Source organism: Mucilaginibacter auburnensis, from assembly GCF_002797815.1.
Classification (GTDB): Bacteria; Bacteroidota; Bacteroidia; order Sphingobacteriales; family Sphingobacteriaceae; genus Mucilaginibacter; species Mucilaginibacter auburnensis.
Map to the genome: position 1 here is coordinate 1330581 of NZ_PGFJ01000001.1, position 24184 is coordinate 1354764.

The following is a 24184-nucleotide window of genomic DNA, read 5'->3' on the forward strand; positions in this document are numbered from 1 at the left end:
ATTATTTATTGCATCTCAGCATATTCCTGTAAAGCATTAGTAAAGGCAGCTTCGCTAACCGGAAGGTCCTCAATTGCCACCGTGTGTTGAACATCCACACCTTCCATACTTGCCTGAATATATTTCTGCAAGTCGTCAACCGGTACAGTTGACAGTTCCTTGTGCAGGTAATCTGACGCATTTATAGGTTCAACATTGTTTGTTGAAGGCCAAAACATAAAGCCTGCGCCTGCAACCAATACAAAACATGCAGCTGTGGCATATTTGAACGCTGTAGAGCGCATTAGCCTAATAATACCGCCCTTGCGTTGTACAGTTTCCTGTGTAACTGTTTTGTTTAAAATTTTAGCATTAAGCTGTTCAAAATATCCATCCGGAACGGTAAATACCTCGTCAGTAGATAAAGCCTCTTCAACAAATACGCGGCTTTCTATCTGGCTGGTTAATGTCTCAAAATAACCTGCAGGCACTTCAAAAGCTTCGCCTGCCTCCATTGCTTCTTCAACAGCAATGCGGCTTTGTATATTAGCGTTTAGTTCATCAAAATAGCCGGCAGGAAGCTCAAAGCCCGCCTCTTCGTGATCAATCAGTTCTTCAACCGCAATACGCGACTGTATATTTGAAGCAAGTTCATTAAAGTATCCTTCAGGTACTAAAAAACCTTCCTCAGGCATACTATTTTTAAGCTCGTCTATCGTAATTGCAGCCATAATGCGCTCATCCAACCCATCAAAATAACCCTCGGGCACTACAAACGGATTGGCTTTACCTGCCAATTCCGGTAGTTTTCCGTCTTCCGGCCATTCTTTATTTTCTATATCAACTGTCATGATACCGTATAGATGAAATTTAGATGAAAAGGTTTAACAGCAAAAATAAATTATTCTTCGGCTAATAAAATAGCTTCTATCTTTTTTACTGCAAGATGGTATGATGCTTTTAGCGCACCTACGCTGGTACCCAATACGTCCGACATTTCCTCGTATTTCATATCTTCAAAATACTTCATGTTGAACACAAGGCGTTGTTTTTCAGGCAGGGTAAGTATGGCCTGCTGTAGTTTGCGTTGCGCTTTATCGCCATTAAAATAGCTGGCGGCGGTGAGGTTATCGGCCAGTGAGTAATCTACCTCATCTAATGAAATGTTGTTCTTTTGCTTTTTCTTATTTAAAAAAGTAATGCACTCATTGCTGGCAATTCGGTACATCCACGTATAAAGTTGTGAGTCTGCCCGGAAATTGGCCAGGTTTTTCCAAACCTTTATAAACACATCCTGCACCAGGTCGTCAGCATCATCATGATCAATCACCATGCGGCGAATGTGCCAGTAAATTTTTTGCTGATATTTTTTCAATAACAGATTAAACGCCTCGTTGCGGGTGCGCTCATCCTGAAATTTACTTAATATCTCTGCATCTTCTACCTGTGTTGGCATACGTTTAATTAATTTAGGTATTAAATGGTTTTTACGGAGATTTGTTTGGTTCGCTTAATATTGAACACCGAATATAGAATTTTGAATGATGAAGTTGAAAGCAATTCATCATTCAAAATTCGATGTTCAATATTCGATATTCAAATCACCCCTTAATCAGGTCAAGCACCTGCTGCGATGACGCTTTTGTATCCACTTTCGAAATTACGTGACTGATAACACCATCAGCATCAATAATAAAGGTTGTGCGCATAGTGCCCATGTATTTTTTGCCGTACATGTTTTTCTCTCCCCAAACACCATAAGCCTGAACAATTGATTGGTCGGTATCTGCTATCAGCGGGAAAGGCAGACTGTGCTTGGTTACAAATTTCTTGTGCGATTTTTCGTCATCAGTACTAACGCCAATTACCTGGTAACCTTGTGCCTGTAACGACTGGTAGTTATCTCTGAAATCGCAAGCCTCAGCGGTGCAGCCGGGGGTATCATCTTTAGGATAAAAATATAGAATTACGATTTTTCCTTTAAAATCAGCTAAAGAAACTGCTTGTCCGTTTTGGTCGTTCGCTGTGAATTCAGGGGCTTTATCGCCTGCTTTTAAATGTGACATTATCTGTAGAATTCGGCTTTAAATTGTTTAATATTATTCTTGTAATCGCTAAGAGTCAGCTCAAATAAATGCTTGCCCTGGGCAACACTGTTATCAAAGGTATAATTTAGTACGCGTGTTTTATAATCCCACTCCATTAAAACCCACTTACCATCAATGTAGCCTTTATAGCTTTTAATGCCCGACAGGTTATCACCAATTTTGAGTGATATTTTCTTCGCTGCAGACAAATTACTTCCGTTTTGAATATTGATAGGGGTGGCATACGGAGCCACTGTATCAACAGTAACGTAATAATCGCCAAAAGCGCGTGGTGTTGCTTTCACAAACCCACCATCTACTCGGCTGGTATCGCAATAACCGGCTGTATTTGCAATAACAGCTTTAGCAGCTAAAGTACCCAGTTCAACCTCAGGTTTTATCCAAAGTTCAAAGCTATCATGTATGGGGGTAAGTCGGTTATGAATACGGTGCGTTGCCGAAAAAGCGCCGGGGCGTTTAGGCAGGAGTGAATAAACAAAGTCAACATCATCATACAAGTTGCCTGGTGTTACGGTAACCTTCACTTTGTCTGTAGCGTACTCGTTTTTTTTATCGTGTTTAAAAAGTGTGCCTTTTAAAGGAGCATCTGCTGCAGACGGTTTAATAACCGAGCGCACCTGTAATTTAAGGGATGATGTGTTGCCCGCCAGGTCTTTAACCACATATTCTACATTATGCAATGCGGCATCATTGAAGGTTACGATCCCGCCATTGGCTGATTGCGGATAAAGTGTAATGCTACTGCCCGGGGGAATGAAGCATTTTTGAATATACCTGCCCTGCATTAAATAAGTAGGGTAATCAATATACCCGTTAATGGCCCGTGTTTGGTCAAAGCCAAAACGTTCAACAGCAAACGTATAAACTGTTTTGCCGTCAACTTTCAACTCAATTGAGTACACGCCATTTTTATTGGGCGATGCGCTGTTAACATCTGTAGCGCTTATGCCAAAGCCGGTATTACCGCTTACCTCTATTACCTGCGGTTTTGTAAGACGATGATTTGGGCCACTGCCCGTAACCGCGAAGAAACGATGAGGTGTATTTTCGCTGAATGGCTTGTCGCCAAGGTTGTAAACTGCAGCAGCGGTTATAGCCGGAGCAATTTTGTCGGGTATGGTTAAGCCGAATAGCTGTGGATTAATGGTTTGCTCGGTAACGGCATCGCGCAGCTCAAAATGTAAATGGGGCCCCGCAGATGCACCTGTGTTGCCAGATATACCAATGACCTGTAGTTCATTAACCGGCATAAGCAATGGCGGTACCTGGAAATCCACATCATATCTTTGCTGGGCGTATTGCTCATCGCGAATGGCTTTGGCTATTTGCGGATTAAAGCTTTGCAAGTGCCCGTAAACACTGGTAAAACCGTTTGGGTGTGTAATGTAAACCGCATTGCCAAAGCCGCCGAACTGCACCCTGAGGCGCGAAATGTAACCCATGGCCGTAGCGTGAACCGGGTAGCCTGTGCGCTGATTAGTTTTAAAATCAAGCCCCGAATGAAAATGATTGGGCCTTAATTCACCAAAAGAGCCAGCCGTGCTTGGCGGAAGATCTATAGGGTATTTAAAAAAGTTTTGCGGATACTGCCTGCTTTGTATGCTTTGAGCCCGTGTTAAAGCAGCCGAAGCTATAAAGAGAAAGGTAATAAATAGTTTATTCATTTGCAGAAAAGGCGCGGCAAATGCCGGTTTATTTGAACGGATTATATTGTACAAATAACATACGCCCAAAATGGCTATTTGTTTAGTTACTTTATGTAAAAATCAAGTAGCTTTTGTCCTTCCAGGTATCCTTCAAGCCTGTCGCCTATGTTTACTTTGCCAACGCCCTGTGGCGTACCGGTGTAAATAAGGTCGCCTTTTTTAAGCGTGATGTATCTGGAAACGAACGCTATAATGTAGTCAAAACTGAAGATAAGATCTTTGGTGTTACCTGTTTGTCTGCGTTCGCCATTCACATCCAGATTGAAGTTTAACTGGTACAGATCAGCAAATTGTGCTTTAGGCAAAAAGTTGCTGATAGGGGCCGAATTATCGAAGGCTTTAGCCAGCTCCCATGGCAGTCCTTTTTCTTTGTGGCGCTGCTGTATATCGCGAGCGGTAAAGTCAATGCCTAAGCCAATTTCTTCAAAGTAGTTAGCAGCAAATTTTTCGCTGATGTGTTTGCCTTCTTTGCTTACTTTCAAAACCACCTCAATTTCATGATGAATATCTTCTGAGAAATCAGGGTGATAGAATGGCTTGTTATCTTTAAGCAAAGCTGTATCAGGCTTCATAAAAATAACAGGCGATGCAGGCACCGGGTTATTTAGTTCCTTAGCATGCTCAATGTAATTGCGACCAATGGCGATGATTTTCATAGCGATGTTATTAATGATTTATTGAATTACTGAATTATTGATTGAGGTGGCAAATTAATAATTGAATCAGATTAACAAAAGCCAATCAATAATTCGCTAACTCAATAATTCAAACTTATAAAATTGAGATGCGCTTAATAACAGATTCTGTGCCGGCTAAAACGCGGATGAAGTAGAAGCCCTTGTTCAATTTATTAGCTACCGGGAATGAGCGAGTTTGCTCACCCGGTTCAACACGATTAGAGAAAAGGGTTTGTATATCATTACCCAACACATCCACTATTTTAATGGTTAGTGTAGTGTTTCTTGATACATAGTAACGCAGGTTGATCTGATCTGTAACCGGATTAGGGTAAACTTCTACACTGCTGATCACCTTGTCGGTAGGGCGTGATACATTTAATTTAACACTTGATGTTTCGCCGGCCTTGACAGGCGGCAGGGTAAATTGCAAAGTGCTTTTTTTAAGTTTCTTTTTAGGGAATAGATTAAACGAAGTATCGCGAGGTTGTTGAGGAGCCGCAAAAGATTGCGCAATATTTACCGGTACCGCCATGGCGGTAAAAAGTAAGCACAAATACAGGTAGGTAAAAAGTTTCCTCATATTATTCCCCACACAAAAGTATAAATAAACCCTGCATATGTTATTAAACAGGCAATATTGTTTATCATTTTAACATTTTTTAACAATCAGGGTTTAATTACGTTATCAAATTATACGATTTTGATAAAAATTGGTTGTAAGTATATAAAACTGAGTTGTATTTATATTTTTTTTAATTTTGGGCTTTTTAAATCTGAATAGTGTCTCAACATAAAGATCTGTCAAAACTGTCAGCCGCCGGGCTCCTGATCAGTTTGGGAATAATTTACGGTGATATTGGTACGTCGCCGCTCTATGTATTCAAAGCCATTGTAGGTTCGCAACGTATATCGGAGGTATTGGTATACGGCGGAATATCATGTATTTTCTGGACGCTAACGCTACAAACCACTTTAAAATATGTGGTTATAACGTTGCGCGCAGATAACAAGGGCGAAGGTGGTATTTTCTCACTTTTCTCATTAGTAAGGCGTAAAGCCAAATGGCTTATTGTACCCGCTGTAGTAGGTGGTTGTGCTTTACTGGCCGACGGTATAATTACGCCTCCCATCACTATTTCGTCGGCAATAGAGGGTTTACAAACCTATTATCCAAATCTTTACACCGAGACGATAGTTATAATTATTATAGCAGTTTTGTTTATCATACAGCAATTCGGTACGTCGCTGGTAGGTAAGGCTTTCGGACCTATCATGTTCCTCTGGTTCACCATGATGGGGGTACTTGGCGTGATGATGATCTGGCAGCATCCCGGTGTCTTAAAGGCGCTAAGTCCGCATTATGCGTTTGAGCTTTTAAGTACTAATCCGAGCGCCTTTGCTATTTTGGGTGCGGTTTTTCTTTGTACAACCGGGGCAGAGGCCTTATATTCAGACCTCGGCCATTGCGGCAGAAAGAACATTCAGGCCAGCTGGGTTTACGTTAAGGCTTGCCTTGTTTTAAACTATTTGGGCCAAGGTGTTTGGTTACTGCAACATAACGGCGAGGTGATGAAGCTGGATATCTTTAATCCGTTTTACCAGATAATGCCGGGCGAGTTTAAAATATTTGGTGTTTGCATTGCAACCGCCGCTGCGGTAATTGCCAGTCAGGCGTTAATATCAGGTTCATTTACACTGATAGCGGAAGCTGTGAGATTGAACCTGTGGCCAAAAGTGAAGATCAATTACCCAAGCGAACAGAAAGGTCAATTGTATGTGCCGAGCATTAACTGGATTTTGTGCGCCGGTTGCATTGGTGTGGTGCTGTTGTTTAAGGAATCGTCAAAGATGGAGGCCGCTTACGGTTTAAGTATTACTGTAGCCATGTTAATGACCACCATATTGGTATCTAAGTTTCTGGCACGTAAAAAAGTTCCAAATTACATTGTGGGACTGTTTTTAACCTTGTACCTAATTATTGAAGGCACCTTCTTGTTAGGCAACCTGGGTAAATTTACCGAGGGTGGTTGGTTTACACTGTCAATAGGGTTTGTATTGTTCTCGGTAATGTGGACCTGGCACAATGCACGGCGCATACGCAACCGCTACGTTAAATTCATTGAGATTGAAGACTATTACGGCATTTTAAAAGAGTTAAGCGAGGACGAAAGCGTACCGAAATACGCGTCGCAATTGGTTTATCTTACCAGTGCAAATTTTAACTCTGAGATTGAATCAAAAATTATTTATTCCATATTACAGAAGCAGCCCAAGCGCGCCGATGTTTACTGGCTGGTACACGTTGATGTGGTTGATGAACCTTACACAAGTCAGTACGAGGTTGACTTTTTGGTGCCAGGTAAGGTGATCAGGATAGATTTTAAACTGGGTTTCAGGGTTGAGCAACAGATCAATTTACTGTTCCGTCGTGTGGTGGAAGATCTGGTGAAGAATGGTGAGGTGGATATTACAAGTACTTACACATCGCTCAACAAACACAAAATAGTAGGCGACTTCCGTTTTGTGGTGATAGAGAAGGTATTGTCGCGCTCCCATAACCTGTCGTTTTACGAGAAGTTCATCATGATGTATTATGGCTACCTGAAAAACCTGAGCTTATCTGAAGAGCGTGGCTTTGGTTTAGATCTCAGCTTCGTTACCATAGAAAAAGTACCGTTAATGCTGGCCGCGCCTGATGCGGTAGACGTAGAGCGAATTTATCCTCTCGGCAATTAACTTTTTAATAATAATGCGAAGAGCCCCGGCATGCCGGGGCTCTTCGCGTTTTACGCTTAACCATTGAGGCGTTCCTCAAAAAACAGGAAAGGTAAAAACGTTTCAATGCCGTTGATCACCCACGTTGGTCCGTCAAGGCAGTACAATATGGTTTTTACGGGTGTGCCTTGTTTTCTTTCGTACTCAGCCAGAACCTGCAGGCAGCTGCCGCAGGAGGTGACTGGTTTCAAAATGGGAAACTCTTCTGTAAAGGCGGTTACAGCCATGGCTTCAATGGGATCATCCGGGTGATTGGCACCCCAATGAAAAAGCGCAACCCGTTCGGCACACAGGCCGGATGGGTAAGCGGCGTTCTCCTGGTTGCTGCCTAAAATTATTTTGCCGCTTTTTAACCGCAAGGCAGCGCCCACCCTGAATTTAGAGTACGGCGAGTGCGAGTTTTTCATGGCGATCACTGCCTGTTCGCACAATTTTTCGTCGGCCGGGTCAAGTTCTGTTATGGTGTTGTATTCTTTGAATGATACTTTTATTTCGTGTTCTGTCATGTTTTTTCTTTCCGCTTTAGGTAAACAGATAGGCCTGTTGGCGCGGGGGGAAACAAGGTAAGCAATTATTATTTATATTGTTTGCATAGAGCTTATTTTTCCCTGGTTGTTAATAATGGCGCCGATGGTTGTAAAGCGATATATTTGCACATGGTTATTACCGAAGTTTCGTTACGTAAATTTACAACTGATGTTTTTCTGGCTATGGGCTGCAACGCGGCCCATGCACAACTTGCTGCCGATGTACTGCTTAAAGCAGACCTCCGTGGTATTGATTCGCATGGGGTGGCACGGCTTACAGGCTATGTGCGACTATGGGAGAAGAAACGCATTAACGCCCAACCCAATATACAGGTAGTACATCAAACTGCTACCACCGCCACTGTTGACGGCGATGCAGGCTTAGGGTTGGTTACTGCCCCTTTTGCTATGCAGCTGGCTATTGAGAAAGCTAAGCAGTTTGGCTCGGGGTGGGTAGCTGTTCGCAACTCCAACCATTTTGGTATTGCCGGTTATCACGCTTTGATGGCCGTTGAACAGGATATGATAGGCTTCGCCGTAACCAATGCAAGTCCGCTGGTGGTGCCTACTTTCTCTAATGAGCGCATGTTAGGTACCAATCCTATCTGTTACGGTTTCCCGGCAGGGCAATACCCGCCTGTGGTTATTGATATGGCGACCTCGGCAGCAGCTAACGGAAAACTGGAGATAGCCCAACGCGCCGGCAACGCCGTGCCCGAAGGCTGGATACAGGACAAAGACGGCGGTTATACCACCGACCCATTCGCCTTAAAAAGTGGAGGCGCACTATTGCCCCTGGGCAGCGACCGCGACCATGGCAGCCACAAAGGTTTCGGACTTGCTTCGGTGGTTGATATTTTGTCGGGGGTGCTGTCCGGGGCTAATTACGGGCCTTGGGTACCACCTTTTGTGGCTTTTCTGGAGCCGTCTGCTAATCCGGTGGGTGAGGGGATAGGACATTTTGTGGGTGCCATGCGCATTGACGGCTTCCGTCCGGCTGATGATTTTAAGAGCCATATGGATAACTGGATAACCCGTTTCAAATCGGCCTCGCGCATTGATGAGCAGCAAGGGGTTGTTATACCCGGAGAGCCTGAGTATGAGGCTGAAATTGATCGTCGCCAAAACGGTATACCGTTAGTTGATGCTGTTGTAGCCGACCTGAACGAGGTTGCCGGGAAGTTGAATGTAAGCCCGTTAACCACCTGATAACTGCAGCAGGCATAGTGTTTTATCGTCTCATCGTTTCATTGAATATGTGAGACGAAGTGAGACGATATTTTTTATAAAGCATTGATTTTTAGTTTTTTATTAAAAATTAGTGAGACGAAAATGAAACGGGTGAACCGATTGTAACAATTTGTACCAATGCCAGTCATACGTCATAGACAGCACCCTCTTTTATGGCCAACTTTTCCTTATCAAAAACAACTTACATCAACGGTTTAATTATGGGCATAGGCTTTTGCCTTTATACCACACTCATGTGGTTGACCGGGCTTGACAGTACTTACCTTTATATTGGTCAGTACTTTGATATGCTCATTGTATTACTCCCTGTTGTAATGATCGTACGCGCAATAAAGCAGGAACAGGTTGGGGGACATATCACTTTTTTAAAAAGGGTGGTTGTTGCTTTAGTTGTAGCAGCTATATCGTTCGTTATATATGAACCATTTTTGTACGTTTATCACCACCATATCAACCCCGAGTGGTATAATGCGGTTTTAACTTTAAAAGAAACCGAACTAAAGGCTGCTAACACCCCCGCACCCGAGATTGCCCGCACATTGCAACAAATGCGTACCTCCGGTGTGGCACAAGCGGATCTGTTCAGGTTGTCAGCAATTATACCATCAGTAATTATACTTCCGTTGCTAATTACCCTGCTCTCTTACGCTTTTGTTCGAAACAGTAAAGTAACATTACATCAATAAAACACTGCCAATCTTTCCGGACTATTGCTTTGTGCAAGCAGAGTGCTTCGACCTAAAATACATTAGGCTTCAGCTTAACACGAAAAAGCCCCGCGAATTCGCAGGGCTGTAAATTTTAGTTCTCCTTCAGGGGCGGAGGGGCTTAATTTATCCCCTTAAATATCCTGTTCCAGCGTATTTTGCTAAAGAATGATGCATCGCTATCCCAGCTCATCCAAATGAACAATGCTTTACCAACTATATGGTCCTCTGGTACAAAACCCCAGAAACGCGAGTCGAGCGAATCATGACGGTTATCGCCCATCATCCAGTAATAGTTCATTTTGAAGGTATAGCTGTCGGTTTTTTGTCCGTTTATCAAAATGTCGTTGCCAACCTGTTTTAAAGTATTGCCTTCGTAAACAGTAATTGCACGGCGATATAGCGGCAGCGTTAAGCTATCCAGTTTAACGGTCCATCCTTTTTTAGGGATGATAACAGGGCCAAAGTTGTCAACGTTCCAGGTATATTTATGGTCGCCGGGTGTAACAAGGCCGGTTGGGAATACCGGGAAAACACTCATATCACCACCGTTAGCAGGCTGTATACGCGGTTTGATGGATGTTACATTTGAATAACCTTTAATGGTATTGGCCGCTTCCTTGGTCATGGTATAGAAAGGGCTGCCCTCGTAGTTGCTTACATGCAGATCGCGCAGTACTTCAGGGTTAATATCCTGACCGCTGGTGGTTACTTCGTAATCTATTTGTTGTCCCGGCTTATCTTCAACAGCTTTGCCGTTAATATAAACCTGGGCATCTATCAATTTAACCGTATCGCCTGCAATACCTATACAACGTTTAATGTAGTTCTCACGTTTATCAACCGGACGAAGGTAGGGCGAATCGGCCTCCATTGGGTAATTAAAAACCACTACATCCTGGCGCTTAACTTCGCTTAAGCCGGGTAAACGGTGATAACCCAGCTGCCATCCATCCCAATAAGCTTTGGTGTTGATAATGGGCATGGTATGGTGCGCAAATGGAAACGCGATAGGCGTAATTGGCGTACGCGGACCGTAATTAAGCTTACTTACAAACAAAAAATCGCCCACTAATAAGGAGCGTTCCATGGAGGGTGTAGGTATGGTATAAGCCTCAATAAAAAAGGTACGTATAATAGTTGCGGCAACTACTGCAAAAATGATAGCGTCGGTCCACTCACGGGTAGCGCTTTTCTTTTTCTTTTTTGTATCAGCAGATTGGGTTTTGTTTCTGTTCCAGAATTTCCAGTTCATTGTTCTAAAATATCTTCAATGTTATTTATTATTTAGGGTAAAATCAAACATATCTTCTACCGAGTAAAAACCTTTACGGTTTTGTATCCACTCGGCAGCCATTACCGCGCCTAAGGCAAAGCCGTTGCGGTTATGTGCTGTATGCTTAAATTCTATAGAATCAACTTCCGAATCATAAATTACGGTATGCGTTCCGGGAACGCTGTCAATGCGGTATGATTCTATCAACAGTTCATCAGCTTTTACATTATCGGTAGCTTCCAGTCCTTCGGCAGTTAAAACATTCACCCACTCTTGCTTGGCATCAAGGTTGTTGATTATACCTTCTGCAATGGTAATGGCCGTGCCGCTTGGCGAATCAAGCTTTTGCGTGTGATGGATCTCTTCAACCTGTACGTCGTAGTAATTGTAGCCGTTCATAATTTTGGCCAGCATTTTATTTACATGGAAGAAAATGTTTACCCCTACGCTAAAGTTGGTGCCGTAAATAAAAGCCAGGCCTTCATCTTCGCAACGTTGCTTAATAACCGGTATATCATTCAACCAGCCGGTTGTGCCTACCACAATAGGTACGCCCGCGTCAAGGCAGTTGTTTATATTTGAAAGCGCGGTATGAGGTGTGCTGAACTCAATGGCTACATCAGCCCTTTGCAGATTCTCTTTAGTTAGCTCGCTTAAGTTATCCTGATCTATTTTTAAAACAATTTCGTGCTTACGGTCAATGGCAATTTTTTCAATTATTTTACCCATTTTGCCGTAGCCTAATAATGCAATCTTCATGTGTGTTATTTAACCTTCTGTGAACAAAAGGCGATTTTTAATTGGTGATATTTATCTGAATGTAAAGGTAACTTTTAAACCGGGAGAATAAGCGCTTTGTACATCATAAGCATACATTGGCACCGTCAATAACTGCGGACTGATTTTAAATGACAGGTTATTATCCATTGTGTAGGAGTGGATAAACTTGGCATCAATATAAGCGTCAATAATTTGCAGGCCCCACATGCCGGCAAAAAGCAACACGCTCAAATCCCTGTAACGCCTGTAACCTCTTACCGCATCATTTATAGCCTGGTCTGAAAAACCATACGTGGCATATTTTTGATAGGTTTCGTAATATGGGTCGCCTGCTTTTGGTACCTTCCCTTCACGTCGGTACCGCGCTATGGTTAAATTCTCAGTATAATAACTTTGATTAAAAGCATACATCCAGCCAATCAATCCCAGGCCGCCGTAAACAATAGGCACTTTCCACCATTTTTTATTATACACTTGCCCCCAGCCGGGTATCATAAGCGAGTGCATCACTGCTTTACGCGGACTGTGTGTGCTATCAGGATGGTAAATTTTTTCGTCAACCACGCTTGGCGCAAACGCTTTTGAACGTAGCGAGTCGCGGCGCATTTTTACGCTGTCGGCCTTGGTTTTAGGCGGGCTAAAATCAGGCCTTTGCGCCATTCCTGCACTTGAAAGGCCAATAAATACTAAAAAAAATACAAATTGTTTGAGCATGTTACCAGTCAAGCATTTCTAAAATGCGGTTAAGGTCTTCTTCAGAAAGAAACGGAATTTCAATTGTTCCATTGCCCTGAGCATTAACTTTTAACCTTACCTTTGAACTGAATTTGGATGCAAGGTCATCCTGTATTTTTTGCACCTGGAAAGATATTGGTTCAGGTTGTTTGCCTTCTTTTCTTGGTTTGGTACGTTGCAGTTCTCTAACTATCTCCTCTACCTTACGTACAGACAAACCTTGCTGAATGATCTGTTTAAAAATATACAGTTGCTGTGCCGGGTCATCAATGGTAATTAATGCACGCGCGTGGCCCATGCTTAATGCTCCGTCTCTTATGGCAACCTGTATAGCAGGAGGCAGCTTCAGTAAACGCAGGTAGTTATTAACGGTTGACCTGTTTTTGCTGACGCGATCGCCAAGTTCTTCCTGTTTAAGGTTTAACTCATCCAGCATGCGCTGAAAACTCAGTGCTACCTCAATAGCATTCAGGTTTTCGCGCTGAATGTTCTCAATAAGCGCCATCTCCAGCATCTGCTGGTCATTAGCGGTGCGTACATAAGCCGGTATTGTTGTTAAGCCTGCAATTTTTGAAGCACGTAACCTGCGCTCGCCCGAAATCAACTGGTAGTTGTGCGCACTTACTTTTCTAAGTGTAATAGGTTGTATAAGGCCCTGCAGTTTAATGGAGTCTGCCAGTTCGCCTAAGGCTATTTCGTCAAAATCTGTACGCGGCTGAAAAGGGTTAACCTCAATTTCATCAATCCTGATCTCGTTTACCGAGCCGGCGCTGTTGCCGGTACCGTTTGTTGAGGCAGCAGGCGCAACAGTATTGGTATCATTATTTCTTTTGTAGGGTAGTACATCGTCGCTGTCATTAAGCAGTGCGCTTAACCCTTTTCCTAAAGCTCTTCTTTTCTCAGCACTCATCTATCGGGCGGTTTCGGTTGTATTTTGTTGAACAGGTTCTCCTATTAATCCGTTTTTACGCAGTATTTCACGCGCAAGGTTCAAGTAATTTATGGCGCCCTTTGAGTTGGCATCATGCATAATTACTGATAAACCAAAGCTTGGCGCCTCGCTTAACCGGGTATTACGCTGTATAATGGTTTCAAACACCATGTCTTCAAAGTGGGTGCGTACCTCTTCAACCACCTGGTTTGAAAGGCGCAGCCTAACATCATACATGGTTAATAAAATGCCTTCAATTTTTAAATTGGTATTAAGACGGTTTTGAACAATTTTAACCGTGTTTAACAATTTGCCCAAACCCTCTAACGCAAAGTACTCGCACTGTACAGGTATAATAACAGAATCGGCAGCGGTTAAGGCGTTAACGGTGATCAAACCTAATGATGGCGAACAATCAATAATAATAAAATCATATTCATCTTTAACCTTTGCAAAAACCTCGCGCATCTGATACTCGCGGTTATCCATGTTGATCATCTCAATTTCTGCACCAACAAGGTCTATGTGAGCAGGCAGCAGGTCAAGATTAGGCGTTTCGGTTTTAATAATAGCCTCATGCGGATCAACCTGGTTAATTATACATTCGTAAATGCTGTTTTTAACATTGCGGGGGTCAAACCCTATACCCGATGTTGAGTTAGCTTGGGGGTCGGCATCAACCAGTAAGGTTTTATACTCTAATACAGCAAGGCTTGCCGCCAGGTTAATTGATGATGTAGTTTTACCCACACCGCCCTTCTGGTTGGCTAAAGCAATTATTTTACTCATTACAGATATTCAAATTTGTGTAAACAGTGGTTATAACAACGACAAATAGAGATATAAATTTCTACCTTCGATAAAACTTTTTTAAGCAGGCGCTAAGATACGGATTTAAAGCAACGCAAAATCCACAGGTTTTGGCAATTTACAAACATTTACAGGCTTGAATTATTGATTTACTGAGTTATTGATTGAACAAATTTTAAATCATTCTAAATTCGATAATTCAGTAATTCAATAATTAAAAAAATGATCACCATTATATCTTCTACCAATCGCCCGGGCAGTTCAACACAAAAGCTGGCTGTTTACTACCAAAAAAAACTTCGCGAAAAAGGTGTTGAAGCTGATATACTTTCAATGGCACAGTTACCGGGTAATTTGATCGAAACCAGTTTGTATGGTAAGCCAAATGAGGCTTTCGCTAATATACAGGAACGCGTTTCGGCTACGCAAAAGTTTATATTCATTATACCTGAATACAACGGCAGTTTCCCGGGCATTTTGAAGTTTTTTATAGATATGTGCGCTTTCCCGCAAAGCTTTTATGATAAAAAGGCAGCATTGGTGGGCCACTCATCGGGCAAGTACGGCAATATACGCGGCATAGACCACTTCACCGGGGTTTGCCACTACATGCACCTGCATGTAATGCCGTTGAAACTGCATATACCCAATATCAGAACTGAGTTTGATCAAAACGGCGATCTGTTTAAGGAAGATACCGTGAAATTTACCAACGAGCAGATACACAAGTTTGTGCAGTTTTAAAGTTAAGGTATTTTTTTATTTTTGCTCGGCTTAAACGCAGATCGCAATTAATATGAAATACCTCACTTCGGCATTGGTAACAATTGTTACGCTTTTTTTAGTTACCAACGTAAATGCTCAAAGCAACTTCAAGCCCGGCTATATTGTTAGCCTTAACGGAGATACCACCCGTGGACTTATTGACTACCGAGAATGGCGTGAAAACCCTCAGCGTGTAAGCTTTAAAGCAAGTGCCGAAGAGGCAGCCAAACAATTTACTGCTGTAGATATAAAAGCTTTTGGCGCGGATATGCTTGATCATTACCGCAGTTACAGCGGCCCTATTACAAAGGGTGCGGTAGATCTGGCCGACCTAAGCGTGGGTATAGATTCAACCAATTTAACAGACAATGTATTTTTAAGGCTGATTACAAGCGGTAAAAATGTAAGCCTGTATAGCTATCTCGACAAAATAAAACTCAGATATTTTATTGCCGAAAAAAACCTGGCACCTGTTGAGTTGAAACAATATGTGTATCTGGATATTAAACAAACCGATAAAATAAGAGAATATAATTACTACATACAACAACTCCTCTCGTACGCAATTAAATTTCAGTCCGGTGATGCCTCACTTGAGGATAGAATAAACAGGACGGCCTATAAATCAAAGGATATTGAGGATATAGTTTCAAAATTAAATGGCGGTGTTACCGGCTATAAAATTTCTGCCGAAAGCCTTGGCGGACATAGGTTCTACATTGGCGCGGCCGCTAACATGGTGAGGGCATCATTTTTTGGCAATCAGCGAACTTCTTATATTGAGAACTTGTTTGATAAGGGGTCCAAAAGTCAGTCTGTTGCGCCAACTATTGCCGGCGGTGTTGATTTTTACCTCAATAAAAATGTGGGTAAGCTCCTGCTTAGAGCCGAAGCGAGTTTAACTGTAAGCAAAGTAAGTGCATCATCAACCTCAACCTATCTCCAATACATTAATGAAATTCGTTTTGAGGATGAAATGACCATTAACCAGGTTACCGTAGGTTTAAACCCACAGCTTGTTTATAACATCTTTAATAAAAAGAGCTTTAAATTTTTCGTTTCTGGCGGCGCTGAGCTTGGCTTTTGGTCATACAACAACAATAAATACTCCTCCAGAAATTATTCGAACAATGTATCTGATGGTGGAACAAACAGGGCGCTGCTATACAGAACCATGACCACAGCAGTAACCGCGAGTACCGGCATTGAATTGGATAATAAATTCAGTGTATATTTTGGTTATCACGTGCCTGTTTTAATAACTAACTATCCAAATTATGGCTTCGATATTTCTTTTTACCGTTTAGGAGTTAATTACTTTTTCGGCGGTAAGTAAATACAGCGGCTAACAAGCAGAATTAAAACAATCATTACTTTTTCATAGTTAGCTAATAAACATCTAACTATCTATGAAAAGTAAAGCACTTATACTCTGCGCTGTTTTTGCCACATCAGCATGCATAGGGCAGAATAAAAAACCAGACCCCTCCAAAGCGGTTACCGTAAGCACGCGCAGCGGACAAAAAATTAACTTGCCAGCGCCATATCAAACAAAGTCTACCACATTAAACAGCAATGTGGTTGGCTGGCCCAAAAACGTAACTCCTGTTGCACCTTCAGGTTTTAAAGTAGAAAAGTTTGCAGGCGCACTTGATAACCCCCGCAACATTTATATTGGCCCCAATGGCGATGTTTTTGTTGCAGAAGCCAATACCGAAGTTAGCGGCTTGAAGAAAATTGGTGCCGATCTGATCGGGAAAAGTAAATCACAGAAATTAACCGAAAGCGCCAATCGCATAATATTGTTAAGGGATGAAAACGGAGATGGCAACGCCGATACAAGAATAGTTTTCTTAACCGGACTTAATAAGCCATTTGGTATGCTAATTTTAAACAACTGGTTCTATGTAGCTAATACAGATGGCTTGTGGCGTTTCCCTTATAAAACCGGCGATACCAAAATTACAGGTAAGGGAACAAAAATAACAGATTTACCCGCGGGGGGATATAATAACCACTGGACACGTAACCTTATAGCCAACGCAAATGGCACCAAGATCTACATTTCGGTAGGGTCTGCAAGTAATGTTGCCGAGCACGGTTTGCAGGAAGAGGTTAATCGCGCGGCCATTTTAGAGATCAACCCGGATGGCAGCGGTAAGCGTGTTTATGCAGGTGGTTTGCGTAACCCGGTAGGCATGTCTTTCCAACCCGGAACCGGCACTTTGTGGACAGCCGTTAATGAACGCGATGAACTGGGCGACGAATTGGTGCCAGATTATTTGACCAGCGTTAAGGAAGGTGGCTTTTATGGCTGGCCGCTGGCTTATTATGGTCCGCATGCCGATCCATCTTACAAAGGCCCTGTAGATAAAGGGTTAGTTGATCGTGCAATAGTACCCGATGTTGCTTTGGGTGCACATACCGCCTCGCTCGGACTGACTTTTTACACAGGCAAAAAATTTCCTGCGAAATACCAGAACGGAGCTTTTGTTGGTCAGCATGGTTCATGGAATCGCTCACAGTTATCAGGATATAAAGTGGTTTTTGTGCCCTTCACTAATGGAAAACCCGGTATACCCGAAGATTTTTTAACCGGCTTTATTGTTCAGCAAGGTAAAAAAGATGTGCATGGCAGGCCTGTTGGTGTAACTGTTGCAAAAGACGGCAGCTTGCTGGTTGCCGATGATGTAGGCAATTGCATCTGGCGTGTGCTTCCTAAATAATTAGTGGTTTTACAGGCCCTAATGGGCAATGTATCCAATATCTTACTGTATTATGATTTCTATTGGCGGGCAAAAGGTATATTTTTGCCCTTCCCAATAGAAATCTATACATTGTGAAAAAACGCTACCTATTTATGTTTTCGGGCATGGTGTTTGGCTTGACCGCCAACGCGCAAACCAATGCCGATGTTGCCAAGAGTGATACCATTAAAGAGCTAACTGTTCGCGGTTACCTTTCTGAAAGGCCCATGCTAACTACACCTGCTTCGGTTGGGGTAATTACACCTACACAGTTGCAAATGCAAATGCCGTCAACACTTGTACCTGCTATGAACACCGTTCCCGGTATCCGCATGGAAGAACGTTCACCCGGCAGTTACCGTTTATCTGTACGTGGAAGCTTGCTGCGCTCGCCATTTGGTGTGCGCGATGTTAAGATCTATTATGATGAGATACCGCTTACCGACGCGGGCGGTAACACTTACCTTAACGCTTTAGATTTTAACGCTGTACAAGGGGTTGAAATTTTAAAAGGTCCTGACGGCAGTTTGTTTGGTGCCAACTCGGGCGGTGTGGTGTTAATAAGCCCTGTTAATCGTAACGCAACCCAGAACTTTGTTAAAGCAGGTGTTAACTTTGGTTCGTATGGGTTGTTTCAGCAAAACTTTTCAACGCAGCAAACCAAAGGCCGCAACCAGTTCAATATAAGCCAGGCTTACCAAAAATATGGCGGCTACCGCGATCATAGCAACATGTCGCGCTTTTTTGTTCAGGCGAGCGATAAAATTGGTTATGGTCGTAACAACAGCATCAAAATATTGGGACTCTATTCTGATCTGAATTACCAAACGCCTGGCGGCTTAACAGCTGCACAACTGGCTGCAAACCCACGCGCATCAAGACCCGCCACACCAACTTTGCCAAGTGCTGTAACGCAGGATATCCGCGTTTCAACAAAAATGCTTTTTGGGGGAGCAGTTAACGAGTATCATATTACAGATAATCTGCGCAATGTACTATCCGTTTACGGTAGCTATGTAGACTTTTCTAACCCATTCATTACCAATTGGGAGCAGCGTTATGAGGGAACTTATGGTATGCGGTCGTACTTTGAACTTACCGGTAATAAAAAGCCAAATTTTGAATGGAAGGCCGATTTGGGTTTAGAGTGGCAGTTAACCAAATCAGATATTAATAACTACGATAATAATAAAAGCGTAAGAGGAAACCCGCAAGCTTTAGATAAGGTAAACACTGATCAGCATTTCTTCTTCGCACGTTATGAAGCTACCTTTTTTGGTAAGTTGCATGCAGAGGCTGCGGCAAGTTTGAACTTTTATAGCTACAACTTCCGCAATATGTTCCCTGCCAATCAAGCGGCATTCACTAAACGCACATTTAATGAGCAGTTTATGCCGCGGGTAGCGCTATCCTACAACATTACCAATGATTTTGTGTGGAGAGCTTCTGTCAGCAAAGGGTATTCAACACCTACTACTGCCGAGATCCGCTCTACAGACAATGTGGTTAACACTGCCTTGCAACCGCAACAGGGCTGGAACTACGAGTCGGGTTTCAGGTTCCGCACTAAAGATGAAAGCTTGCTGATAGATGCATCTATCTATTACTATCATTTGCAGAATGCAATTGTATTGCGCAACAACCCCGGCGAGACAGCTACATTTTTTAATGGCGGCGAAACCAAGCAGTTGGGCATTGAAGCGTATGCAACCTGGTGGGTGATCAAACAAAAAGATTATGATTTTATACGTGGTTTGCAGTTGAACCTGTCATATACCCGCAGTCGCTTTAAATTTGGTAACTACAGCACCGGCGCCGCCGATTATACCGGCAACTGGTTAACAGGCGTACCTCAGCATGTACTGGTACCAAGCGCGCAGGTAAGGTTCCCGGCATCGCTTTACGCTTTTATACAATATAACCGTACCAGCTATATCCCGTTAAATGATGCTAATACGGTTTATTCAGCGCCTTATGATTTGCTGCAGGCGCGCTTAGGTTGGCAATATAAAATATCCGGCAAAGCCAGGTTAGAGCTTTTTGCCGGAGCAGATAATATTTTAAATAAAGCTTACGGTTTAGGCAATGACATTAACCCGGTTGGAAACCGTTACTTCAATCCATCGCCGCCACGTAACTATTATGGCGGAATGAATGTGATATTTTAATTGCCCTTAAACAGCAAGAGCCCCGCAATTGCGGGGCTCTTGCTGTTTAATAATATTTATAAACCAAACTTGATCCATCCCCGGCCTTCATAACCAAAGATGAATTGTTTAGGATAGATGATCTCTGCCAACAGTTCAACTTTATCAACCTTGTGCATGTCTTCATCATTAAAAATATCGGCATCAATAATGTAAACGCGGTTGCCTTTAATGGCATTTATGTCACTAAATCCGGGTTGGCTCAAAAAATCGGGTACCAATGCCATCGCACTCAAGGCGGACCCACCTTCGGGTAAAATGATCAGTAGATCAGCGTTCTGTTCAACTACAGCATCATGAGCCTGCTGCCCTTCGGCAAACAATAATGCTTTACCACCCGCCAGTTCAATTAGCTGATTAACCTGAAAATCGGCATGCTGAACATCAAACTTTCCGTTTATGCAGGCCACAAGCGGTTTTTCGCTGATAAACTTTAATTTATGCTCAATTAATTCTAATCTCTCGCGTTCGTACTCGGTTAGCTCAGCCATGTATTTATTGTATTTTGCAGGGCAAAGGTGCAGATAATTATAAATTTATACATTGATAATTTTAACTTAAAAACATGTTGTGCACATTTGTGCATTACCTAATTATTTAAACCGCATCCGATTTTTACACCATGATCGTACTTACATTTTTCCTGGGTTTGATAGCCAATTTTATTGGCTATGTACCACCGGGAAATATTAACCTTACATTAGTACGCATCACCATTAACCGCGGCTTTAAAGAAGCGCTGCGTTTCATCACGGCTTTCTCTATAGTTGAGTTTTTCTTCACATTTTGCATTATGCACGCAGCTAAATGGCTGTCTGAACAGGTGCATCTGGATGTGTTGATAGACTGGGTGATGTTTGCCTTGTTTCTAACCCTTGGCATAATAACCTGGTTAAGTCGTAACAAGCCGCCTAAAACCAAATACTCCAACCATGCCAGTATAAAATATGGTTTGTTGCTTGGGCTAATTAACCCAATGCAGGTGCCTTTTTGGATGATCTGCGGCACTTACTTGATTACACATGAGTGGATTTTGGATGGTACCGTGGAACTGATAGTTTTTAGTTTGGGTTCCGCATTCGGTTCATTTTTGTGCCTGTTTTTATATGCGGAATTTGCGCGCTATATTCAGAATAAATTCGCGTTGAGTACCCGATTGATCAATACGGCGGTTGCCGTACTATTTTTTAGCTTTGCAGCGTATCATTTGGGTAAAAGGGTTTATCTGGCTGTTAAACCAAAACCGGCAACACAACAAACCGCTCACAGCAACTAAGCAGCCTTACTTTTCAAATTCCATATTTTCTCAGCTTTTCTGCCTATCAGCCAAAACGATGCGGCTAAGATGGCGAAGAATACAGCCTTGTTGATATTGTCCCAGAAGTATTCAAAGTATTTGGTATAGATGAATATGATGAGGAATGTAATGCCAAATTCCCTCGCTATATTATCACTTCGTTTCAACCCGTAAAGCAGGAACCCACCCGAAAATAAAACCGATATAACTCCCCAATAAAGGACCGTTATCTGTTTGATGTTATACCATGCGTCAAGGTTGCCATAGTTGCCGAATATGCTGAGCATCCAAAGGGAAAGGAACAGATAAAGCAAGCCAACCACATAAGTATGCTCCCAAAAGCAGGCAAACCACTTTTTGTTACGCAATAGCTGGCAAGCCGCCACTAAAATTAACCCGAATACCACAAAGCGCAGCGGATAGTTCATTCCCAAAAAGTAATCGCTCCAGCGGGTTTGGTAGCCTGTTTCGGTGCCGAACCAACTTCCTAACGATACCAGCGCGAACAGCCAGATAAGTTTAGATTGCATGCGCCAGGCCAGAAAACCATACACAAAAACCGATAGCAGGAATAGAACGGAGTAATGCCTCGAGCCGTTATCAAAGGTTTTGCCGAGGTAGGCAATGCAACAGGCGGTAAATAATACACCGGTAAATACAACCGCTTCGTTACTGAAAACCTTTTCGGGATATAGTTTTTCACGACGACGGCCCCAGTAAAATAGAAATGCCGCCGCTGCGCCGGAGATTATACTTATTACAATATCGGGTGTGTAGTAAAGGTTTTTCAGCCAGTTCACCACTGCGTCATTAACTATCAGAAAGGTGAATGATACCCCGCCGCATATCAGCGCTATCCAAAAAGAATATTTAGCCAAACGCATCCAGTCGAAGCCTTTCACTTCATAAGAATTACGCAGCTCCGCGGCTTTATCGGCATCAAGCAAACCGTCTTTTTCCCAACGCGAAATAGCTTCGTTTAAAAATTCGCTTTCCTGCCTGTCTATTTTTAATTTGGTCATTGGTAGCTGTTAATAAATTCAACTTAAGCACAAAGTAAAAGGTTTTGATGAAGCAAAGATGAAATTCATTATCAAGCCCTTCGAACGCTTTTTAGGGAGTAGCGATGCTCGCTAATGTTTGTTGAAGTAGGCCAAAATATCTTCCTTATCCATGGCAATACGAGCTTTAAGTTCATCTAAACCGTTCAGCTTCATATCGCCGCGCACGTAGTGGTAAAATTCCATGCGGATGGTCTCGCCGTAAATATCCTGGTTAAAATCAAACAGATTAACCTCAATATTACGTGTATGCCCGTTAACTGTTGGGCGCGAACCTATGTAAGCCATTCCGGTAAAAGTTTCACCTTTAACTAAAACCTTTACCGCAAAAATACCATCGCCGGGTATGAGTTTATATTGTTCCTCAATAGCAATATTGGCAGTAGGGAAGCCTATTTGCGTACCTATCCTGTCGCCACGCATTACTTTGCCGGTGATAAAAAATGGGTACCCCAGGCAGGCATTAGCCAGTTCAAAATTACCTGCTGCCAAAGCTTCGCGGATGCGGGTAGAACTAACCGCAACATCATTAATATCCTGCTCTGTAATTTCTATTACCTCAAAACCATAAACGGGTGCCAGTTTAAGCAGATCGGTTAAGCCGCCTTGTCTGTCTTTGCCAAAGCGGTGGTCGTAACCTATAACAATTTTACTGGTGCCAATTTTCTTAACCAGTACATCACGTATGTAATCTTCTGCGCTTTGGTTAGAGAAGTCGCGCGAGAAAGGGGTAATGATCAAATGGTCAACGCCCAGTTGCTCCAGCAGTTTGGCCTTTTCATTGATGGTAGTGATGAGTTTAAGGCTTTCATCCTCCGGATTCAAGATCATCCGTGGGTGAGGGAAGAAAGTCAGTATAACCGTTTCGCCGCCTACTGCATCTGCCAGTTCTTTTATCTGCGCAATTATTTTACGGTGACCAACGTGTACACCATCGAAGGTGCCAATGGTAACAACCGCGTTTTTAACCGGCGTAAAATCGTTTATATGGTGGTAGACTTTCATTTGAGGTAAAAGGTTAAAGCTGAAAGGTAAAAGGCGAATTGTACATCACTTAGTCAATAATTCGGTATCACTTTTTTGCGCTCTTATCATGTTCACCAGTTCCATCACTTCCCATGCGTTATCAACCTTGAAATTGCCGCTGCGGGTGCGTCTTAACCTTGACAGGTAAGCGCCATTATTAAGTGCCTTACCAAAATCATTCACTAACGACCGGATATAGGTGCCTTTGCTGCAAACCACCCTGAAGTCAACCTCGGGCAGTTCAACGCGGGTTATTTCAAACTCGGTTATGGTGACGTTACGCAGGCGCAACTCAACATCTTCGCCTCTGCGGGCTTTTTCGTATAAGCGCTCGCCATCAATTTTTACTGCGGAATGTGCCGGTGGGTATTGCTGAATGTCGCCCATAAACTGAGCACAGGCAGCGTGGATCTGTTCTTCAGTTAATGCGTCAATGTTAAATGTTTGGTCCACTTCCGTCTCCATATCGTATGATGGGGTAGTGGCACCCAATACCATGGTGCCGGTATATTCTTTTTCCTCCGCCTGAAAGGAATCGATCTGCTTGGTCATTTTGCCGGTGCAGATAATAAGCAGGCCGGTGGCCAATGGGTCAAGCGTGCCGGCATGGCCCACCTTTAATTTAAGAGGTTTAAAGGAGTTACGTATTTTGCCAACCACATCAAAGCTGGTCCATTTGTAAGGTTTGTTAACCAGCAATAATTCGCCGGCAGCAAAATCAAATACTTTTTCCTTGATCTCGGTCTCGTTCACACTATTTTAAATAATGTGCAAAGGTAATTATCTGACCTTGATTTACAAGATTAAAGGATTTAC

General features: G+C 42.8%; 24 protein-coding genes. 8 read left to right on the forward strand and 16 right to left on the reverse strand.

Annotation, left to right across the window (positions count from 1 at the left end; all coding sequences use genetic code 11):
* Positions 1–5: 5 nt before the first annotated feature.
* The 6 genes from CLV57_RS05850 to CLV57_RS05875 all read right to left on the reverse strand — a co-directional run bounded on the left by CLV57_RS05850 (position 6) and on the right by CLV57_RS05875 (position 5053).
* A complete protein-coding gene (locus CLV57_RS05850) occupies positions 6–830 on the reverse strand; it encodes a hypothetical protein (RefSeq protein ID WP_100340379.1) in 825 nt (274 codons plus the stop codon).
* A gap of 50 nt (positions 831–880) precedes the next feature.
* A complete protein-coding gene (locus tag CLV57_RS05855; protein ID WP_100340380.1) occupies positions 881–1435 on the reverse strand; it encodes an RNA polymerase sigma factor in 555 nt (184 codons plus the stop codon).
* Between the two features lie 145 nt (positions 1436–1580).
* Complete coding sequence (bcp, locus tag CLV57_RS05860) at positions 1581–2045, reverse strand: thioredoxin-dependent thiol peroxidase (RefSeq protein ID WP_100340381.1); 465 nt, start codon at positions 2043–2045, stop codon at positions 1581–1583.
* Complete coding sequence (locus CLV57_RS05865) at positions 2045–3751, reverse strand: M23 family metallopeptidase (protein WP_100341327.1); 1707 nt, start codon at positions 3749–3751, stop codon at positions 2045–2047. The genes bcp and CLV57_RS05865 overlap by 1 nt, the downstream gene beginning before the upstream one ends.
* A gap of 86 nt (positions 3752–3837) precedes the next feature.
* Complete coding sequence (locus CLV57_RS05870) at positions 3838–4449, reverse strand: fumarylacetoacetate hydrolase family protein (protein ID WP_100340382.1); 612 nt, start codon at positions 4447–4449, stop codon at positions 3838–3840.
* A 115-nt stretch (positions 4450–4564) separates the two neighbouring features.
* Positions 4565–5053, reverse strand: coding sequence for a T9SS type A sorting domain-containing protein (locus CLV57_RS05875; protein ID WP_100340383.1), 489 nt, complete (start codon positions 5051–5053; stop codon positions 4565–4567).
* A gap of 200 nt (positions 5054–5253) precedes the next feature.
* Here CLV57_RS05875 and CLV57_RS05880 point away from each other — a divergent pair, with 200 nt between their 5' ends.
* Positions 5254–7209 carry a KUP/HAK/KT family potassium transporter gene (locus tag CLV57_RS05880; protein WP_100340384.1) on the forward strand — a complete coding sequence of 652 codons (1956 nt, stop codon included), beginning with the start codon at positions 5254–5256 and terminating at the stop codon, positions 7207–7209.
* 56 nt (positions 7210–7265) lie between these two features.
* Here the strand turns inward: CLV57_RS05880 and CLV57_RS05885 are convergent, their stop codons facing one another.
* Positions 7266–7754, reverse strand: a complete 489-nt coding sequence (locus CLV57_RS05885; protein ID WP_100340385.1) for a cytidine deaminase — start codon at positions 7752–7754, stop codon at positions 7266–7268.
* Positions 7755–7904: 150 nt separating this feature from the next.
* Between CLV57_RS05885 and CLV57_RS05890 the strand changes: the two genes are divergently transcribed.
* Positions 7905–8984, forward strand: a complete 1080-nt coding sequence (locus CLV57_RS05890) for an Ldh family oxidoreductase (protein ID WP_100340386.1) — start codon at positions 7905–7907, stop codon at positions 8982–8984.
* Between the two features lie 194 nt (positions 8985–9178).
* Positions 9179–9712 (forward strand): DUF4199 family protein, encoded by a 534-nt coding sequence (locus tag CLV57_RS05895; protein WP_100340387.1) that lies wholly within the window; start codon positions 9179–9181, stop codon positions 9710–9712.
* A gap of 142 nt (positions 9713–9854) precedes the next feature.
* Here the strand turns inward: CLV57_RS05895 and lepB are convergent, their stop codons facing one another.
* From lepB to CLV57_RS05920, 5 genes are read right to left on the reverse strand one after another with little or no spacing between them, the layout of a single operon-like run.
* The gene (lepB, locus tag CLV57_RS05900; RefSeq protein ID WP_100340388.1) at positions 9855–10988 is read right to left on the reverse strand and encodes a signal peptidase I; all 1134 of its coding nucleotides are present in this window, start codon (positions 10986–10988) and stop codon (positions 9855–9857) included.
* 21 nt (positions 10989–11009) lie between these two features.
* Positions 11010–11768 carry a 4-hydroxy-tetrahydrodipicolinate reductase gene (gene dapB / locus CLV57_RS05905; protein ID WP_100340389.1) on the reverse strand — a complete coding sequence of 253 codons (759 nt, stop codon included), beginning with the start codon at positions 11766–11768 and terminating at the stop codon, positions 11010–11012.
* A 51-nt stretch (positions 11769–11819) separates the two neighbouring features.
* Entirely contained in the window at positions 11820–12503 is a 684-nt protein-coding gene (locus tag CLV57_RS05910) for a DUF5683 domain-containing protein (RefSeq protein WP_100340390.1), read from the reverse strand.
* 1 nt (position 12504) lies between these two features.
* Positions 12505–13434, reverse strand: coding sequence for a ParB/RepB/Spo0J family partition protein (locus CLV57_RS05915; protein WP_100340391.1), 930 nt, complete (start codon positions 13432–13434; stop codon positions 12505–12507).
* Positions 13435–14244 (reverse strand): ParA family protein, encoded by an 810-nt coding sequence (locus CLV57_RS05920; protein ID WP_100340392.1) that lies wholly within the window; start codon positions 14242–14244, stop codon positions 13435–13437.
* Between the two features lie 243 nt (positions 14245–14487).
* Here CLV57_RS05920 and CLV57_RS05925 point away from each other — a divergent pair, with 243 nt between their 5' ends.
* The 4 genes from CLV57_RS05925 to CLV57_RS05940 all read left to right on the forward strand — a co-directional run bounded on the left by CLV57_RS05925 (position 14488) and on the right by CLV57_RS05940 (position 19945).
* Entirely contained in the window at positions 14488–15009 is a 522-nt protein-coding gene (locus CLV57_RS05925) for an NADPH-dependent FMN reductase (protein ID WP_100340393.1), read from the forward strand.
* 52 nt (positions 15010–15061) lie between these two features.
* Positions 15062–16366, forward strand: coding sequence for a porin family protein (locus CLV57_RS05930; protein ID WP_100340394.1), 1305 nt, complete (start codon positions 15062–15064; stop codon positions 16364–16366).
* A 73-nt stretch (positions 16367–16439) separates the two neighbouring features.
* Complete coding sequence (locus CLV57_RS05935; RefSeq protein ID WP_100340395.1) at positions 16440–17756, forward strand: PQQ-dependent sugar dehydrogenase; 1317 nt, start codon at positions 16440–16442, stop codon at positions 17754–17756.
* A gap of 113 nt (positions 17757–17869) precedes the next feature.
* Positions 17870–19945, forward strand: coding sequence for a TonB-dependent receptor (locus CLV57_RS05940; RefSeq protein ID WP_100340396.1), 2076 nt, complete (start codon positions 17870–17872; stop codon positions 19943–19945).
* A 56-nt stretch (positions 19946–20001) separates the two neighbouring features.
* Here CLV57_RS05940 and CLV57_RS05945 read toward each other — a convergent pair whose 3' ends face one another.
* Positions 20002–20475: an ABC transporter substrate-binding protein gene (locus tag CLV57_RS05945; RefSeq protein WP_100340397.1), complete on the reverse strand. Its 474-nt coding sequence runs from the start codon at positions 20473–20475 to the stop codon at positions 20002–20004.
* A gap of 131 nt (positions 20476–20606) precedes the next feature.
* Between CLV57_RS05945 and CLV57_RS05950 the strand changes: the two genes are divergently transcribed.
* Positions 20607–21260, forward strand: coding sequence for a LysE family translocator (locus CLV57_RS05950; RefSeq protein ID WP_100340398.1), 654 nt, complete (start codon positions 20607–20609; stop codon positions 21258–21260).
* Here the strand turns inward: CLV57_RS05950 and CLV57_RS05955 are convergent.
* The 3 genes from CLV57_RS05955 to truB form a co-directional block, all read right to left on the reverse strand.
* Positions 21257–22303, reverse strand: a complete 1047-nt coding sequence (locus CLV57_RS05955; protein WP_100340399.1) for a DUF2157 domain-containing protein — start codon at positions 22301–22303, stop codon at positions 21257–21259. The genes CLV57_RS05950 and CLV57_RS05955 overlap by 4 nt on opposite strands.
* Before the next feature lie 111 nt (positions 22304–22414).
* Positions 22415–23347 (reverse strand): bifunctional riboflavin kinase/FAD synthetase, encoded by a 933-nt coding sequence (locus CLV57_RS05960; RefSeq protein WP_100340400.1) that lies wholly within the window; start codon positions 23345–23347, stop codon positions 22415–22417.
* Positions 23348–23392: 45 nt separating this feature from the next.
* On the reverse strand, positions 23393–24121 hold the full coding sequence (truB, locus tag CLV57_RS05965) for a tRNA pseudouridine(55) synthase TruB (RefSeq protein ID WP_100340401.1): 729 nt from the start codon (positions 24119–24121) through the stop codon (positions 23393–23395).
* Positions 24122–24184 lie beyond the last annotated feature (63 nt).